18 protein-coding genes are annotated in these 16,744 nt (G+C 59.9%); 3 read left to right on the plus strand and 15 right to left on the minus strand.

Features of this window, described 5'->3' with window-relative positions; translation table 11 throughout:
- The first annotated feature begins 92 nt into the window (after window positions 1-92).
- Window positions 93-794 (plus strand): SDR family NAD(P)-dependent oxidoreductase, encoded by a 702-nt coding sequence (locus tag ACR0LX_RS03715; RefSeq protein WP_480782605.1) that lies wholly within the window; start codon window positions 93-95, stop codon window positions 792-794.
- Window positions 795-800: 6 nt separating this feature from the next.
- On the opposite strand, the gene ACR0LX_RS03720 is transcribed toward ACR0LX_RS03715, so the two are convergent.
- From ACR0LX_RS03720 to yajC, 10 genes are all read right to left on the minus strand, one after another.
- The gene (locus tag ACR0LX_RS03720; protein WP_480782606.1) at window positions 801-1,343 is read right to left on the minus strand and encodes a DsbE family thiol:disulfide interchange protein; all 543 of its coding nucleotides are present in this window, start codon (window positions 1,341-1,343) and stop codon (window positions 801-803) included.
- Window positions 1,336-1,494, minus strand: coding sequence for a heme exporter protein CcmD (gene ccmD, locus ACR0LX_RS03725; RefSeq protein WP_480782607.1), 159 nt, complete (start codon window positions 1,492-1,494; stop codon window positions 1,336-1,338). The genes ACR0LX_RS03720 and ccmD overlap by 8 nt, the downstream gene beginning before the upstream one ends.
- Window positions 1,491-2,264, minus strand: a complete 774-nt coding sequence (locus ACR0LX_RS03730; RefSeq protein WP_480568439.1) for a heme ABC transporter permease — start codon at window positions 2,262-2,264, stop codon at window positions 1,491-1,493. The genes ccmD and ACR0LX_RS03730 overlap by 4 nt, the downstream gene beginning before the upstream one ends.
- Before the next feature lie 61 nt (window positions 2,265-2,325).
- Window positions 2,326-2,982: a heme exporter protein CcmB gene (ccmB, locus tag ACR0LX_RS03735; protein ID WP_480568436.1), complete on the minus strand. Its 657-nt coding sequence runs from the start codon at window positions 2,980-2,982 to the stop codon at window positions 2,326-2,328.
- Entirely contained in the window at window positions 2,979-3,593 is a 615-nt protein-coding gene (gene ccmA, locus ACR0LX_RS03740; RefSeq protein WP_480782608.1) for a heme ABC exporter ATP-binding protein CcmA, read from the minus strand. The genes ccmB and ccmA overlap by 4 nt, the downstream gene beginning before the upstream one ends.
- A 92-nt stretch (window positions 3,594-3,685) precedes the next feature.
- Window positions 3,686-4,039 carry an Mth938-like domain-containing protein gene (locus ACR0LX_RS03745; protein WP_480782609.1) on the minus strand — a complete coding sequence of 118 codons (354 nt, stop codon included), beginning with the start codon at window positions 4,037-4,039 and terminating at the stop codon, window positions 3,686-3,688.
- 8 nt (window positions 4,040-4,047) lie between these two features.
- A complete protein-coding gene (locus tag ACR0LX_RS03750) occupies window positions 4,048-4,794 on the minus strand; it encodes a sulfite exporter TauE/SafE family protein (RefSeq protein WP_480782610.1) in 747 nt (248 codons plus the stop codon).
- A complete protein-coding gene (gene secF / locus ACR0LX_RS03755) occupies window positions 4,787-5,968 on the minus strand; it encodes a protein translocase subunit SecF (RefSeq protein WP_480782611.1) in 1,182 nt (393 codons plus the stop codon). Before secF ends, ACR0LX_RS03750 begins: the two co-directional genes overlap by 8 nt.
- Before the next feature lies 1 nt (window position 5,969).
- Window positions 5,970-7,634, minus strand: coding sequence for a protein translocase subunit SecD (gene secD / locus ACR0LX_RS03760; protein WP_480782612.1), 1,665 nt, complete (start codon window positions 7,632-7,634; stop codon window positions 5,970-5,972).
- A gap of 33 nt (window positions 7,635-7,667) precedes the next feature.
- Window positions 7,668-7,952, minus strand: coding sequence for a preprotein translocase subunit YajC (gene yajC / locus ACR0LX_RS03765; RefSeq protein WP_480568419.1), 285 nt, complete (start codon window positions 7,950-7,952; stop codon window positions 7,668-7,670).
- A 202-nt stretch (window positions 7,953-8,154) separates the two neighbouring features.
- Between yajC and ACR0LX_RS03770 the strand changes: the two genes are divergently transcribed.
- Window positions 8,155-9,819: a mechanosensitive ion channel family protein gene (locus ACR0LX_RS03770; protein WP_480782613.1), complete on the plus strand. Its 1,665-nt coding sequence runs from the start codon at window positions 8,155-8,157 to the stop codon at window positions 9,817-9,819.
- 72 nt (window positions 9,820-9,891) lie between these two features.
- Window positions 9,892-11,184, plus strand: a complete 1,293-nt coding sequence (gene serS / locus ACR0LX_RS03775; protein WP_480782614.1) for a serine--tRNA ligase — start codon at window positions 9,892-9,894, stop codon at window positions 11,182-11,184.
- 48 nt (window positions 11,185-11,232) lie between these two features.
- Here serS and ACR0LX_RS03780 read toward each other — a convergent pair whose 3' ends face one another.
- The 5 genes from ACR0LX_RS03780 to ACR0LX_RS03800 form a co-directional block, all read right to left on the minus strand.
- Window positions 11,233-11,874, minus strand: a complete 642-nt coding sequence (locus ACR0LX_RS03780; RefSeq protein WP_480782615.1) for a helix-hairpin-helix domain-containing protein — start codon at window positions 11,872-11,874, stop codon at window positions 11,233-11,235.
- An 87-nt stretch (window positions 11,875-11,961) separates the two neighbouring features.
- Window positions 11,962-12,945 carry a fatty acid desaturase gene (locus tag ACR0LX_RS03785; protein WP_480782616.1) on the minus strand — a complete coding sequence of 328 codons (984 nt, stop codon included), beginning with the start codon at window positions 12,943-12,945 and terminating at the stop codon, window positions 11,962-11,964.
- Window positions 12,946-13,106: 161 nt separating this feature from the next.
- The gene (gene der / locus ACR0LX_RS03790) at window positions 13,107-14,570 is read right to left on the minus strand and encodes a ribosome biogenesis GTPase Der (protein ID WP_480782617.1); all 1,464 of its coding nucleotides are present in this window, start codon (window positions 14,568-14,570) and stop codon (window positions 13,107-13,109) included.
- A 48-nt stretch (window positions 14,571-14,618) separates the two neighbouring features.
- Window positions 14,619-15,941 (minus strand): PQQ-like beta-propeller repeat protein, encoded by a 1,323-nt coding sequence (locus ACR0LX_RS03795; RefSeq protein WP_480782618.1) that lies wholly within the window; start codon window positions 15,939-15,941, stop codon window positions 14,619-14,621.
- 41 nt (window positions 15,942-15,982) lie between these two features.
- Window positions 15,983-16,654 (minus strand): hypothetical protein, encoded by a 672-nt coding sequence (locus tag ACR0LX_RS03800; protein ID WP_480568399.1) that lies wholly within the window; start codon window positions 16,652-16,654, stop codon window positions 15,983-15,985.
- Window positions 16,655-16,744 lie beyond the last annotated feature (90 nt).

A 16,744-nucleotide genomic window follows, 5' to 3' on the forward strand; every position in this document is an offset into this window, starting at 1 on the left:
GCGCAGATAGGTGCTTGGCCGCCGGCACCTTGGCTTGGCTGGCGCGAAAATTGGCATTGAACCCGGCAGGAATTGCGCCTCTTGTGTGGTCCATGGACAAAGTTGCTCTCATAACCGGAGGCGCGCGCGGGATTGGCCGGGCGATAGTGGAAAACCTGCGGCGTGATCACCGGGTCGCCTTTACCTGGCTCACCTCGAAACCGGATTCCTCGCTGACCGAGGGTGGTACCCTGCCCCTTCAATCTGATCTGACCGAACCGGATCAGCCCGCGACAATTGTTCAGCAGATCCTCGAAAGGTTCGGGCGGCTGGATGTTATCGTGAATAACGCCGGGCTGGTTCGATCCACACCGAAAGAGCAATTTGAGCCCGAAGATCACCGCGCCATTCTGGACCTCAACCTGATTGCGCCAATGGCTTTGCTAACTGCCGCCCTGCCGCATTTGAAACCCGGCGCATCCATCGTCAACATCTCGTCGATGAACGCGACCTTGCCCCCGCGCGACGCGGCCACCTATGGGGCCAGCAAAGCGGCCCTGAACCTGTGGACCCGGGCGATGGCCAAAGAACTGGGGCCGAAAGGCATCCGCGTGAATGCCGTGGCACCTGGCGCGATCAACATCCCCGAAGCGCCACGCTCCGACGATCTGACGGCGCAGTTTGTCAAAGATACCGCGCTTGGCCGTGCCGGGAGGCCAGAGGACATAGCAAAGGTCGTGCGGTTTCTGGCGTCCGAAGATTCGGGCTTTGTGACCGGTGAAATTCTGGGCGTGACCGGCGGGTACAGGCTGTAGCGCCGCTCAATCGGAACCAGCAGCCTTTTCCAGCGCGGGGCGGATCGTGCTTTCGATCACGCGTTGGGTGATCGGACCGGCAAAGCGCAGGACGATCGTGCCTTCTCCGTCGATCACGTAGGTCTCGGGCACGCCATAAAGGCCCCAGTCCAGCGCCATACGGCCCTGTTCATCGCGCCCGATTGCCTTGTAGGGATCGCCAAGTTCGGTCAGGAACGCCTGTGCGTTGCCCAATTGATCTTTGTAATTGATGCCGTAAACCGGGATACCTTCGTCCGACAGCGCCTCAAGGTTGGGATGTTCTGCCCGGCACGGCGCGCACCAGCTGGCCCAATAGTTGACCAGCTTGACCTTGCCATCGCGCAGGGTCGCGTCATCGAACATCGTTTTGCCGGGAAATTCGGTCAGGACAACTGGCGGGGCCGGCTGGCCTTCGCGCGCCGAAGGCAGGGCGTCGGGATCATCACGAAACATCCCGATCCCGGCAAGCACGGCAAAGGCCGCAAAGATCAGCGGCGGCGCGATCATCAGGGGTGAGACCTTAGCCATCGCGACGCATCCTTTTTTCAATCGTTTCCATCTCGGCCCGCACCTTGCGTCCGCGCAGCACACTGATCACCACAAGGGCAACAAGCAAGGCCAGCGACGCGCCATAGGCAGACAGGACCGTGTCGGCATATTTGCCCAGATCGGGGATCATCCGCCTATCCTTTCCCGTGCCAGCAAGGTCTTGATCCGACGCGCCCGGATTTCTGTTCCGGTGCGGTATAGCACCAGCGCTATGAACAATAACACAAAGCCCACGATGCACAGCAACAACGGGTAGAAAAAGACATTGCTGACCTTTTCTTCGGTGTCGGTTCCGGTCACCGCCCCGGCGCGCATCACCGATGCACCCTGATGCAACCCCTGGTTCCAAAAGTTCACTGCATAGCGGCTAAGGAACGCAAAGACCGAGCCGACCAGACACAGGACCGAGGTCAAGTCGGCGGCCGTGTCCGGGTCTTCGATCGCTTCCCACAGGGCGACATAGCCCAGATAGAACAGGAACAGGATCAGGAACGACGTAAGGCGCGGATCCCAGGCCCACCAGGTGCCCCACATGGGTTGCCCCCAGATTGCCCCGGTCGCCAATGCAATCAGCGTCATAACAATGCCGATCGGTGCTGCCGCACGGGCGGCCAGCGCGCTGACATGGTGCCGCCGCACCAACCAGACCAACGAGGTCGCCAGCATCATGATCCAGCAATTGATCGCCATCAATGCGGCGGGCACATGCAAATAGATGATCTTGACGGTCGAGCCCTGTTTGTAGTCATCGGGTGTCAGGAAGAAGCCCCAGATCAGCCCTATTAAAAGGCACAGCCCCGCCGAGATCCAGAAAAACGGCAGTACACGCTCGCTGGTTGCAAGAAACTTGCGCGGATTGGCGTATTCCCAGAGGGCGTTGGCTTTGGCGGCGATCGACATGGGCCTTATCTAGTCCGACTTTGCATTGTTCTCAATTGACCTCGGTCAAACATAGGACACCTTACCGCAGATTGATGCGCAACACCGCAGCACTTGCAAAGGGCAGCAGTGCAATGGTTGCGGCGGTGATCCCGGCGAGCAGCAGCAGAGGGGTCTGCACCTCCATCCCAGTCGCACCGCGCCGGGCGACCTCGGCCCCGAAGATGAGCGTTGGCACATAAAGCGGCAAAACCAACAGTGATAGCAACAGCCCACCGCGTTTCAAGCCCACGGTCAGGGCGGCACCGAAGGTTCCGATCACGCTCATGGCGGGGGTACCTATCAGCAGCGAGATGACAAGCCAGGAAAATCCCGGCACCGGCAGGTTCAGCAGCACACCAAGGAAAGGCGCTGCCAGAACCAGCGGCAGGCCGGTTGTCAGCCAATGGGCCAGCGCCTTGATCGTGACCACAGATTCAAGCGGCAGGGGCGCGGTGGCCAGCAGGTCCAGCGAGCCGTCTTCCCAATCCAGCGCCAACAGACGATCCAGCGACAACAGACAGGCCAGCAAAGCGCCAAGCCACAAGATGCCGGGTGCGATGGTGGACAACAGCGCGGATTGGGGGCCGACGGAAAAAGGCACCAGAACCGTCACGATCAGGAAAAATGCCAAGCCGAGGCCAAAGCCGCCCCCGGTTCTGAACGCCAGTTTGAGATCTCGCATCAACAGGGCGATCACAGGAAACCTCCGTCATCGTCGTCGATGGGGATGGGCTTGGCCTTATAGGGGCCGACGTCCAGAATGTCACCTTCAAGGCCCAGGTCGATATGGGTCGCGATCAGCGCCGCGCCGCCCTGCCTCAGATGTGCGCGAACCGCGTTGGCAAACATCTGTACCGCATTACGATCAAGCGACACTGTGGGTTCGTCTAACATCCAGATCGGCCGCCCTGTTACCAGCATCCGAGCCAGTCCCAAGCGGCGCTTTTGCCCGGCCGAAAGGTTGCCCGCCTGCCGGTCAGCCAGATCGTTCAGGTCAAACGCCTCCAACGCAGGCCCAATGCTGTTGGTGCCAAACACTTTGGACCAAAAGGTCAGGTTTTCGGTCACGGTCAACGTCGGTTTCAGCCCATCCGAATGTGCGGCATAGGCGATCCGGTCTTCCGCCCCTTCGATCCGTCCCGACAAGGGCGGCTGCAGACCTGCCAGCGTGCGCAGCAGTGTGGTCTTGCCGATGCCGTTGGGTCCGCGCAGGATCAGCGCCTCACCCGGACGTAGGGCAAAGCTTAGCCCCTCCAGCACAGGCAGCCCCCCTCGGGCGATGGCAAGATCGGTCACGCTCAGTGTCATGATGTCCCGCTTATCCCAATGCGCCCACGGGCAAAAGGTGGGAATTGCCGCAGGGCGTTCAGGTGAGTGTCTGCGAGGGATCGGGTCGTTCGCTAGACGGGTGTCAGCGCCAGCGCGATGCGGCGGCCTTCGGCTAACAGAATGTTGTAGGTTCGGCAGGCTGCGGGCGAGTTCATTATTTCCACCCCAAGCCCAGCGCCTTCGAGCGTGCGGCGCAGGTCTGCGGGAATATGCGCCATCTCGGCACCGGTGCCGATCAGCAGCACGTCGGTGGTCTCAGACAGGGCCAGCAGCGGCGCGGCGTCGTTATAACCACCCCAAAGCGACGTACCTGCGGCGCTGGTCAGAACAGGCCCCTCAAAAACCTCTCCGCCAATGCGGAAAAAGCCGGGGCCGTAGCCGTCGACGGGGGTTGCGTTGGTATAGGTGACTTCGTTGAGGCGCATGTGCGTTTCTAGCCCCAAAGCGGCAGGCCGGACAAGGCTGCAAGCACGATGGCCACGTAAGACACGCCTCGATAGACACGTTCTTTCGCTGGATCGAACAGCCAGCCCCCCAGCCAGTTACCCACTAGATTCGGGATCGCCAAAATCAACCCAACGGCAGCCGCCGCCCATGAAAGTTGGCCCATGAGGCCAAGGTAGCCGAGGATCAGGAAATCAAAGGCAAACAGGAACAACAGGATTGTCGCACGGATAACCGCCACGGGAACCGGACGCGCCATATAGAATAGGATCACCGCAGGCCCCGGTATGCCTGCGATTCCACCGAGAAACCCGGCGATACCGCCAATAAAGGTCACCATGCCGCGCGTAACCGTGCCGTGATAGCGCAGGCCAAGGATCAAAATGGCCACCATGGACAGCGCAATCAGGCTGACGGCATAGCGGAATACCTCGGGTGGGACCTGCGTCAACAGCCACAGGCCGACAGGCAGAACAAGGGCGCAACCGAACACCAGCCGGGCCAGGTCGGGCTTGCTGACCTCTTGCCAGGCGCGGCGCAGGTTGGGAAGCGGCCCAAAGACATCCATGAGCGTCAGAGCAATCAATGCGCCGAACGGTGTCAGGAACTGTCCGGCGATCGGCAAGAAGATCAACGCCGTGCCAAAACCGGAAAAACCGCGCACCATCCCGCCGACAAAGGCGGCCAGGGCAAGGATGGTCAGCCCCAATGGGGACTGACCGGCGATATCAGGCATCGATATTGGCGAACTGGTTGCCTGCGGTGTTCGACGGCTTGGACCAGTCGCGCTTTACGCCAAGCCACAGCAGGATGGTCGAAGCAACGAAGACCGAAGAATATGTCCCGACGATCACGCCCCAGATCATCGCGAAAACGAAGCCCCTGATGACGTCTCCACCCAGCACGTAGAGCGAGATCAGTGCCAGCAGCGTAGTGACCGAGGTCATCACCGTCCGGCTGAGCGTTTCGTTGATCGAGATGTTCAGAACCTCTTTCAGTTCCTTCTTCTTGTACTTCCGCAGGTTCTCACGCACGCGGTCGAAGACAACGACAGTGTCGTTCAGCGAATAGCCCACGATCGTCAGCAGGGCGGCGATGATGGCCAGATCGAACCGGATTTGCAGTTCCGAGAAGATACCGATGGTCAGGATCACGTCATGCACCAATGCGGCCACCGCGCCCAGCGCGAACTGCCATTCAAAGCGTAGCCAGATGTAGACGAGCACCGCACCGATCGCCAGCGCCACCGCGATCACGGCGGTCTGGATCAGTTCGCCCGAGACCTTGGGGCCCACGGATTCGACGGAAGGGAAGCTGATATTATCGTAGGTGAACGTCACCGATCCTACTGTGGTCGCGGCTTTCCCACCTTGTTCAATCTGGTCTCGCAGCTCAAACGGCGATCCTGCTGGGAAGACGAAAACCTCCCCGCTTTCACCGTCCTGAACGCCACCGAAGTTTCTTAGAACGTTGGTCAACGCAGCAGTATCAACGGGTCCGCCGTCCCTGCCTTCAAAAGTTGCGAACATCTTGCTGCCGGTTGCGCCGCCAAGCACGTGTTCGACTTGCGAGATCGTATCTGCTGTTACGGCCTCCTCACCTTCTTGAGCCTGAATGCGGATCATCGCAACATTTTCATCCGGGCCGAAGTTGGGATCAAAAATCTCGGTGATTGTCACATCGCCCAGTTCAAGGGGTGCAATCGCATCCCGATATGCGCCCACGTCGATCTCTTGCGTGCTCTGGGTGCGGATCGTGGTACCGCCGCGGAAATCGATGCCGAAGTTCAGGCCTTGCAGCATGAAGGACACAAAGGCGAGGACCATCATAAGGCCCGAGATTCCCAGCCAGACTTTCCAGCGGCTGAAGAAATCGAACGAGGTGTTCTGGGGGACAAGTTTCAGTCTCATGTCAAACCTCGATCATTTTCGGACGGCGGCGTTCGAACCACAGGACAATCATCAGGCGCGTCACGAAAATCGCGGTGAAGACCGAGGTCAGAATACCAAGACCCAGAGTGATGGCGAAACCCCGCACGGGGCCACTGCCCATGGCAAACAGGATCGTTGCGGTAATGAAGGTGGTGACGTTGGCGTCCAAAATGGCCGACAGCGCCTTTTCGTAACCCAGTTCGATGGCACGGGCCGGACCTTTGGCGGATTTGAGTTCTTCGCGGATACGCTCGAAAATCAGCACGTTGGCGTCGACCGCCATACCAACCGTCAGCACGATCCCCGCGATGCCCGGCAGGGTCAGTGTCGCACCGATCAGCGAAAGCAAGCCAAACAGCAGGCCCACGTTGATGATCAGCGCTATGTTGGCAAAGACCCCAAACAGCCCATAGCTGAGCGCCATGAAGACAAGTACCGCAACAAAGGCCACAATGGTGGCAACTTTGCCTGCGTCGATACTGTCCTGCCCCAGTTCGGGGCCGATGGTGCGTTCTTCAAGGAATTCCAGCCCGGCAGGCAAGGCACCGGCACGCAACAGGACGGCCAGATTGGTGCTTTCCTCGACGGTGAAGTTTCCGGTAATGATGCCGGATCCACCCGGAATGTGGCTTTGGATCACCGGGGCCGAGATGACCTCGTCATCCAGAACGATGGCAAATGGAGCGCCGATGTTTTCCAGCGTGTAATCACCGAATTTTCGCGCACCCGAAGTGTTGAACCGGAAGCTGACCGCCGGGCGGCCATTCTGGTCGAACGAGGGTTGAGCGTCCACAAGCTCTTCACCTGTCACAACGGGGGCGGCATCGATGATGTAATAGACCCCCTCATCATCCAGCGACGGAACAACTTTTTGCCCGGGCCGCACCGAGACGTCCGGGTCCGTTCCCCGTGGCCCCACAACAGCGTTGAACGTCAGCTGCGCTGTGGTGCCGATGATTTCTTTCAACTCACCTGCGCTGCCAATGCCCGGGACCTGGATCAGAATACGATCTGCACCCTGACGCTGAATCGTGGGCTCTCGTGTTCCGACTTCATCAATCCGGCGGCGGATAATTTCCAGCGCCTGACGGACGGTACGGTCGTCGGTGGCCAGCTTTTCCGCTTCGGTCAGGTTCACGATGATCGTGTCGCCCTCGGCGCGGGCTTCGATATCCGTCGCCCCTACACCGGTCAGCGTCTGCACCTGACGCGCCAGTCCACGCACAACTTCCAGTGCGCGGGCCATGCCCTCGGGTTGGCTGATGCGAACGCGAATCTCATCCGGGGCCGAGTCCTGTTTGCGGATCGTGCCGACAGTTGCGCGTTCATCCCGCAGGGCGTCGCGGATTTCGGGCCACATCGCCTCCATCCGGGATTCATAGACATCCTGAACCTGCACCTCGGCCAGCAGATGTGCGCCGCCGCGCAGATCAAGGCCAAGATTGACCAGTGACGACGGCAGAAAATTTGGCCATTCCGCCGCCTGAGCCTGCATCTCGGGCGTGTCGATGCCAAGCTCGATAGCCGCCTTAGCGTCGTTGGATTGCTCGACTCTCGTATAGAACGCATTCGGCAGGGCAAGGATCAGGCCGATCACACAGACCGACCAGATCAGAACCCGCTTCCAGGTATCAATTTGCAGCATTACCCTGCCTTTTCAAGGAATTGTCGCGCGAAGTTACTTCGCCGGTTCGGTCTTGTTCAGCACCTGAGCAATGGTGGCCTGTACCACACGAACCTTGACGCCTTCGGCAATCTCAACCTCAAGCTCGCCATCATCCTTGACCTTCGCGACCTTGCCGATCAACCCGCCTTGGGTGACAACCTGATCGCCCCGGCGCAGCGACTCGACCATGGCCTTGTGTTCCTTCATCTTCTTCTGCTGCGGACGGATCAGCAGAAAGTACATGATGCCGAAAATCAGGATCAGCGGGAGAAACTGGGCGATTGCGCCACCTTCCATGGGATATTCCTTTGTTCTGTTGATACGGAGCGCTGTCCGCAAAGTTGGCGGGAACCTATGCCTTGCACCCGGCGTTTGCAAGCAGTGGCCGCGCCTGAATACCCCAAGGCGGGTCAATGCATCGTGCAGATTGCCCCGACCGTTGCAGATATGTCCTAGGCAGGTGGGCTGACTGGGATATAGTCAGGGGATCGGAGGACGTATGGCATCACTTTTCAACCCCTTGCGATTGCTGGCGCATTTGCTGTTTGCCGCCACGGTCCTGCTGGCCGCACCAGTGCCTGGTTGGGCCCAGGACACCGCCCCCGAGGAAACCGCGGTCGAGGATGCGGAATCGGATGTCTTCAAAGCCCCGGTCATCGTCGATGGCGACATCCTGTTCAGGCTGCGAGGCTCAAGCGCGCTGCCCGCGCCCGAGCGCGCGGAACGCGTTCAGAATATGATCGTCGAGATCGCCGAAGCCTCGGATTCCACCGAGGTCGAAATAACCTTCGAAGAGACCGAATTCGGCATCCGCATCCTTGCTGATGGTCAAATCGTCTCGATCGTCACCGAAGCGGATTCTGAACTCGATCAGATGGAAGTCAGCGTTCTGAGCTTGCTGCATGGTGATGCGATCCGGGAATCGATCCTGTCCTATCGCGCCAACCGCACGGAAGAGGCCATTGTTTCGGGCACAATCGAAGCGGCCGCCTGGACCATAGGGTTCGTTGTTTTCGTCTTGGCGATCCTGTGGCTGCACCGCCGGATCAGGCGGCGGACTTTGCGGTTCGTACAGCGCTATCTCAAGGGCATGGAAACGGCCACCGCCAAGCATGTTCAGGCCGAAGCCATGGCCGCGCTGATACGGTACGGATTGAATTTTGTTCTGCTCGTCATCTTCTTTCTGGGCTTTTACTACTATCTGTCCTTCGTTCTGCTGGCCTTTGCCGAGACGCGGTATTTCGCGCAACTGCTGCTGACCTACCTGACCGAGCCGGTCCTACTGATCTTCAAAGGGATCATCAGCTATTTCCCCAACCTGATCATGCTGGCGCTGATCACTTGGGTAACCATGTATGTTATCAAGGGGATGCGCGTCTTTTTCGAAGCGGTCGAGGCCGGGACATTCGAGCTGGGCGATTTTGAGAAACACTGGGTCAACCCGACGTTCAACATTGCGCGTGTCGTCGTCATCCTGATCGCGCTGGTCTTTGCGGTCCCTTACATCCCGGGCTCGGATTCAGCAGCGTTCCAAGGGCTGACCATTCTGGTGGGCGCGATGCTGTCGCTGGGCGCCAATTCGGTCGTGTCGAACATGCTGGCGGGGCTTTTTGTGATCTATCGCCGTTCGACCTCAATCGGGGATCGCATTCAGATTGGGGATCACATCGGCGACGTCGTGCAGATCAAGCTGATGGAAACGCATCTGAAATCGATCAAGAACGAGTTGATCTCGATCCCCAACGCGCAGTTGATGAATTCTGACGTCGTCAATTTCTCGAAGAAAACCGATGGCAGCGGGCTGTTACTGCACACGACGGTCGGTATCGGATATGAAGAGCCCCCGGAAAAGGTCGAGGCGATGCTGATAGAAGCCGCAAACCGGACCAAGGGGATCAAGGCGAAGCCCGAGCCCTTTGTTCTATGGACCGCATTGGCGGACTATGCGATCAACTATCAGATCAATGGCTTCACCACGCGCGGCAGTATCATTCCGAAGATCCGCTCGGACCTGCATCGCAACATTGTCGCCGTATTCAACGAGAACAACGTCCAGATCATGACGCCATCGTATATGGCCGATCCGGCCGAGCCGAAAATCCCGGCACAAGAGTGGGACGGCCATCTGGCGCATGAAATCCACGAGGAAGCGGATAAGTCGTAACCTGCTCTACACCCTGCCATTCAGATGATGCATAAGCGGTTTCAGTGATTCACGCTTTCAAGGATCTGAGACATGCACGACATCCGCGCCATTCGCGAAAACCCTGCCGCCTTCGACGCCGCCCTTGCGCGCCGCGGGGACGCGCCGGTGTCGTCAGACCTGCTGCGGCTGGACGAAAGTCGCCGCGCCAAGATTCTGGCCGCCGAAACTGCGCAGGCCGAACAGAACAAGGCCAGCAAAGAGGTTGGTGCTGCCAAGGGCCGAGGGGATGAGGCAGAGTTCGAACGCCTGCGCGCACTGGTGGCCGAGAAAAAGGCCGAAATCGCCCGCATGCAGACCGAGGCCAAGGATCTGGACGCGCTGCTGACCGATCAATTGGCTCGCATCGCCAACTTGCCTGCCGACGACGTGCCGCAAGGCGCAGATGAAAACGACAATGTCGAGGTCAACCGCTGGGGCAGCCCGCGCAACTTCGACTTTGCGCCGAAAGAGCATTACGAAATTCCTGCCGTAGCTGCGGCGATGGATTTCGAAACTGCGGCCAAGACCAGCGGCAGCCGGTTTGTGAACCTGTCCAAAGGGGTTGCCCGCATCCACCGCGCGCTGGCACAGTTCATGCTGGACACGCATATCGACAAGAACGAGCTGACCGAGATGCAGACCCCCGTTCTGGTGCGGGATGAGGCGATGTACGGCACCGACAAGCTGCCGAAATTCGGCGAAGACAGCTATCAGACCACAAATGGCTGGTGGCTGATCCCGACCTCTGAGGTCACACTGACCTATTCGGTTGCGGGCGACATTCTGGACGAATCCGCCTTGCCCATCCGCATGACCGCTCATACCGCCTGTTTCCGATCCGAGGCGGGCAGTGCCGGTAAGGACACTGCCGGAATGCTGCGCCAGCACCAGTTCGAAAAGGTCGAGATGGTCTCGGTCACGCATCCGGACAAATCGGATGACGAACAAAAGCGTATGCTGCGCTGTGCCGAGGACTTGTTGGAACAGATGGGCATCCCCTATCGCACCGTCGTTCTGTGCACCGGGGACATGGGGTTCGGCGCTCGCCGCACCTATGACATCGAGGCATGGTTGCCCGGCCAGAACGCCTATCGCGAGATCAGTTCGGTTTCGACCACCGGCGCGTTTCAAGCGCGGCGCATGAACGCGCGGTTCCGACCCGAAGCCGGCGGCAAGCCGGAATACGTGCATACCCTGAATGGATCGGGTCTGGCCGTTGGGCGGTGCCTGATTGCTGTACTCGAGAACGGCCAGAACGCCGATGGCACGGTCACCCTGCCCGATGTTCTCGCGCCATATCTGGGCGGCAAGCTGACTTTGAAAGCCGACGGTACGCTGGCATAAAAAGGGCGCCCCCGGAGGCGCCGATCTTTTGAAACGGGCGGGGAAGGGTTACTTCTTCGCCTTTTTCTTTCCCTTTTTCTTGTCGGATTTCTTGTCCGACTTCTTGTCTTTTTTCTTATCCGGCTTTTTCTTGTCGTCCTTCTTGGACTTTTTACCCTTCTTGGACTTTTCCTTCACCTTTTCCTTGGCGCTTTTGAAAACAGCCTCCATTTCGGACTTCTTCTTGGCAGCTTTCTCGGCCTTGGCCTTTGCTTTGGCCTTTTTCTTGGCCTTTGCTTCGGCTTCGGCCTGTTCGGCTGCAGCGCGCTTTTCGGCCGCTTTGCGATCGGCCTCGGCCTTTTTGGCGGCAGCGCGCTTTTCGGCCGCTTTGCGATCGGCTTCGGCCTTTTTGGCGGCAGCGGTGGCAAGGGCGGCGGGGGTCCGGGCAGCCGGTTTACGCGTCGCAGGTTTGCGGGTCGCGGGCTTTCTGGCCGCGGCACGTCGCGCAGGAGCTTTGGCGACCGGTTTGGCACTTGCGGCCTGCTTGGCAGCGGCAATCAGGATCGGAGCGCGCGCGGCCCCGATACGCGGGACCTTGACCAGATCTGCGGGTTTGGCTTTGGCCAGATCCTCGGCGGTTTTGATGCCAATCGCGCTCAGCGCCTGTGCCAGCGCAGGTCCTACGCCACGCACTTCGGTAACTGCGGTCATTTCGGGTCCTTTCGTTGTCTCCCCAATCTTTGTATATACACAGCATATACGCCCAGACAAGAGCGATACTGTGCGCGTGTTTCAGAACTAGCCGCTTTGGGCGAGTTGTGTAGACCCGTGCTTGGGAAAGGGCACCAGACGATTGGTATCCTCGTCCCAAAGCTTCAGGGTCAGCGCCGCAACCGCCTCGGGGAATTTGATCCGGCGGGGCGTGTATTCGGGTGGCAGGTTATAGTGGCACGCCCGCAACCGGTAAGACGGAATCCGGGCGTTGAAATGATGGATGTCGTGCAGTGTAATGCAGGCAACCGCGTTGTCGAACCACCAGCCGAAATCCAGTGCCGATGACCCCTGTAGGGCCGCCAGTTGCGGGTCCAGATCCGGGCGTCGATCCCAATAGGTGTCCTCGAAGTTATGTTGAAGATAGACCAGAAACACACCCAGCATTCCGCCCAGCAGTGAAAACACCAGCCAGACCAGAATGCCCGTCATACCAGCGATCCAGAACAGAAGGCCAAGGAACACAACGATCGACAGGTTGTGCAACACGACGCCCTTCACCCCGAAACGCACCGTATTCTTGGGCCAGCGGTAGCGGATGAAATAGGTAAACAGCGCCCCCACCGGCACCAGGATAAAGGGGTTGCGATAGAGGCGGTAGAAAAGACGCGACTTCCAATCTGCCTCGTTCCATTCCCGAACGGTCATGGTGTGGATTTCACCTGTTTCGCGGTGGTCGAGATTGCCGATCCCCGCGTGATGCAGGTTGTGGTTCTGCTTCATCACTTCGAACGGAGCGAAGGTAAAGGGTGACAGGCCGTGCCCGGCCCATTCATTCTGCTGGCGGGTTTCAAACAGCGAATGATGGCCGCAATCGTGCTGAAGCACGTAAAGCCGCACGGCCGAGAACGCAAAGATGATGCCCGCCGGCACCATCACGTACCATTTGTCGACATAGACAATCGCCAGCGTCAGCGACGCGAAATACACGGCAAAAGTCCCAAAATAGCTGAGCGCAGCCAGCCGGTTGTCCTGAACGGCATATTGCCGCGTATATTCCCTCAAATCCATCAAGCCCGCTCCCCACGATGGCCCTGTAGAAAGTCGATCAAAAGCTAAAGCGGAAAATCCGCGTGGCAGCGCGCGCGAAAACAAATGCACGCAAGCGAATGCTAGCGTGCCGTTCGGGGCCTGTCACGCCCCGCAAGCAAAAATGCATAAAATTGGCGCAGTTACGCCCGACCTTTGAGATGTTTGGCCAGCGCGCCTGCGTTCTTTTTGCGCCGACCCTTGTAAGGGTTCTTGTCGCCCTGCCCGCGCAAAGTCAGACGGATCGGGGTACCCGGCATGTCGAAATCCTCGCGCAGACCATTGACCAGATAGCGCGAATAGCTGTCGGGCATCTTGTCGGGATGCGAGCACATCACGACAAAGCCCGGTGGCCGTGTCTTTGCCTGCGTCATATAGCGCAGCTTGATCCGGCGGCCCTGCGGGGCTGGCGGCGGGTGTTGTTCCAGCATCGCCGTCAGCCAGCGGTTCAGCGCGGCGGTCGGTACTCGACGGTTCCACACGTCATGAGCGCGCAGGATGGCGGCGCGCAATCGCTCCAGCCCGCGGCCCGTCTTGGCCGAGACCGTGATCAGAGGCGCGCCGCGCAACTGCGGCAGCAGACGTTCGAACGACTCTTTGAGGTCGCGCAGCTTTTCCTGCTTGTCCTCTTCGATGTCCCATTTGTTGACTGCGACGACGACGGCGCGACCTTCACGCTCGGCCAGATCGGCAATGCGCAGGTCCTGTTGTTCAAACGGGATCGCGGCATCCAGCAACACCACAACGACCTCGGCGAACTTGACCGCGCGCAATCCATCCGAGACAGAAAGCTTTTCAAGCTTCTCCTGCACTTTGGCCTTTTTGCGCATGCCGGCGGTGTCGAAAATCCGCATCGGCGTGCTGCCGCCATCGGGGTCGGCCCAGTCGATACGCAGGCTGATCGCGTCACGAGTGATTCCGGCCTCGGGACCGGTCAGCAGACGATCTTCACCGATGATCTTGTTGATGAGCGTGGACTTGCCCGCGTTCGGGCGCCCCACAACGGCAACTTGCAACGGCTTGCTGTCCGAGATCAGCGGTGCTTCGCCCTCCCCGTCTTCGTCCAGCGCGATATCCGTTTCGGGCGCGTCGTCCTCGGCCTTTTCTTCCGCCGCATCCGCCAGAGGCATCAATTGCGCGTACAGGTCAGTCATCCCTTCGCCATGCTCGCCCGACAGGCGCACGGGTTCGCCCAGACCCAGATTATATGCCTCGAGCACGCCCGCATCAGCGGCATTGCCTTCGGCTTTGTTGGCCGCAAGGATCACATGTTTTGACCGTTTTCGCAGGATTTCGGCGAACATCTCGTCGGTGGGCGTCAACCCAACGCGTGCGTCGATCATGAACAGGCACACATCGGCCATGTCCACCGCTCGCTCGGTAAGGCGTCGCATGCGGCCTTGCAGGCTGTCGTCGGTCGCATCCTCAAGACCCGCCGTATCAATCACGGTAAAGCGCAGATCGCCCAGACGCCCCTCGCCTTCACGCAAGTCGCGCGTCACACCGGGCTGGTCGTCGACCAGCGCCAGACGTTTGCCCACAAGGCGGTTGAACAGGGTGGATTTGCCCACATTCGGGCGTCCCACGATGGCGAGGGTCAGAGACATCGATTCAACTTTCAAGACTCAAGATGCGCCCTTTAGCGCATCTTGCGGTCAACGGAAAGCGTGCAATTCGCCCTTGGTCGACACGACGTACAAAGTCTGGCCCGCGACGACAGGCGCTGTGGTCGCGCCGTTTGGCACCTCGACCCGGTGTACCAGAGATCCGTCGACCGGGTTGAAGAACCGCAGGAACCCGTCGTTCGAAGCGACAACGACCCGCCCTCCGGCAACAATTGGGCCATAATGCGCAAAGATCGGACCCCGGCGACCGGGCCTGTCCTTGATGAAGCCCGGCAGGTCCTGCGCCCAGACGATCGAACCATCCGCCGCGTCCAACCGCACAAGCTGGCTGCGATCACTGATCAGGAACACGCTGTTACCCGCAGGCCAGACGGTATCCACCGCCCCTTCGGGCGCTGTCCACCGGCGGTCGCCATTTGACGCGTCAAAGGCAACGGTGCGGCCCGAATGGTTGCCGATAAAGATCGTGCTGCCTGACACCATGGGCCCACCGGTCACATCCACAATACGCGCGGCGGCACGGCCACGGCGTCCCCCGGCCACGGATGCGTTCCAGCGGCTGATGCCGCCCCTTTTGAAGGTCGCTGCGATATCGCCCGAGCCAAATGCAAAGATTGCCAGATCCGAAGTCACTACCGGCGCAGGTGCGCCAAGAACGTTGCCGACGCTGGGCGTACCCTCGATCTGCCAGACAATCCGTCCGTCTTTGGTGTTGATCGTCCAACCGGTCTGATCCCCAGCAACAAGATACAGCAGGCCATCGCTAACCAGCGGCGCGCCGCTGCCGGTGGCGTTCAATCGCTTCTGCCAGCGTTGTGCGCCGGTCTTGGCATCCAGCGCAGTCAGGCGGCCAAACCCGGACGAGACATAGAGAACACCGTTTGCGTAGGCGAGCCCGCCCCCGGTGGCATCCTGTTCTTTCTCGGTCGCCGGAATCACGTTGGTGCTCCACGCGACCTGTCCCTGTGGGGTGACCGCCGAAACCGTGGCTCCGGCATCGAGCGTATAGATCAGACCTCCGGCAACGACCGGATCTGCGGTAATCCGCTGTTTGCGCGCGTCGCCAGCCCCGATCGAGGTCGACCAGACCCGCTGCGGTGCCGACCTGAGGGCGGCATTGGTCGTGCGGAACGCCGGTGTACCCGGGCTTTGCGACCAGTTGGCATTGGCGCTTTGCGCAGGCAGGCTGATCGGCTTCGAACCGCGCAGTTCAACCGTTTCATTGTCGATGGCCGGGCGAATATCCTCGCGCTCACCGGGCAGAACGACCTCGGGTTCCCGACAAGCACTCAGGGTCATCGCAGCGACCGCCGAGGCCACCAGTCCAAAACGTGAAAAAAATCGTGCTGCCATACTCTTTGAACTCGCCTGTCGTTTTCTCGTTACCGCTGCGCTCAGCCTTGTTGCGCCACCAGCGGCTCGGGTTCGCCGCCCAGCGCCACGATCAGCTGGGCTGCGCGTTGTTGCAGGTCAAAGCTGGCTTCGGCGTCCTGACGCAGAGCTTGCAAACGGTCGATTGCGGCCTGCGTGTCGCCCTCGGTCATGTCGATAAGTGCCAGTTGTTCTTCGGCCAGCAGGCGCAACGGGGCGCCCGGCGCGGCCAGAGCCTCGAACTGTTGGCGGCGATCGGCCGCTGGCAGGGTGTCGGTTTGCAACAACAGCGCCTTGAAACTGGCGATCGAGCGGTAAATTTCTGGCAACTCACCCTGCGTCGCGATGGCGTTCAGGCTTTCGACCGCTGCCTCTTGCGACCCAGTTTCCACCTGCGATGCGGACAACAACATGTTCAGCACCGCATCACCACCGGCAGATTGCGTCGGGACCTGCCCCAGATCGGTCGCCCTTGCGGCCGAGTCGTTCTGAGCCAGCGCAGCCAGTATCGCATCGCCCAGCGCCTCGGCCTGGCTGGTATCACGGGCCTTGCGAAATTCGTTGAACGCGGCCCCGCCGACAATGGCGACAACGGCAACGACACCAACCCAGCCCCAACGTCGCAACAGCAGGTACATGCGGTCGCGGCGCACCTCTTCGGTGACCTCTTCAATGAAACTGTCGGCGTCGCTCATCCTGCCCCCGGGCTATATGTTCAGCTTTCTGGCGCCATGTCATACCCCGGCGCCACCGCCAAGCCAAGTGCCCGAATCCACACATTTGAT

This window comes from Ruegeria sp. CH11, from assembly GCF_056537105.1.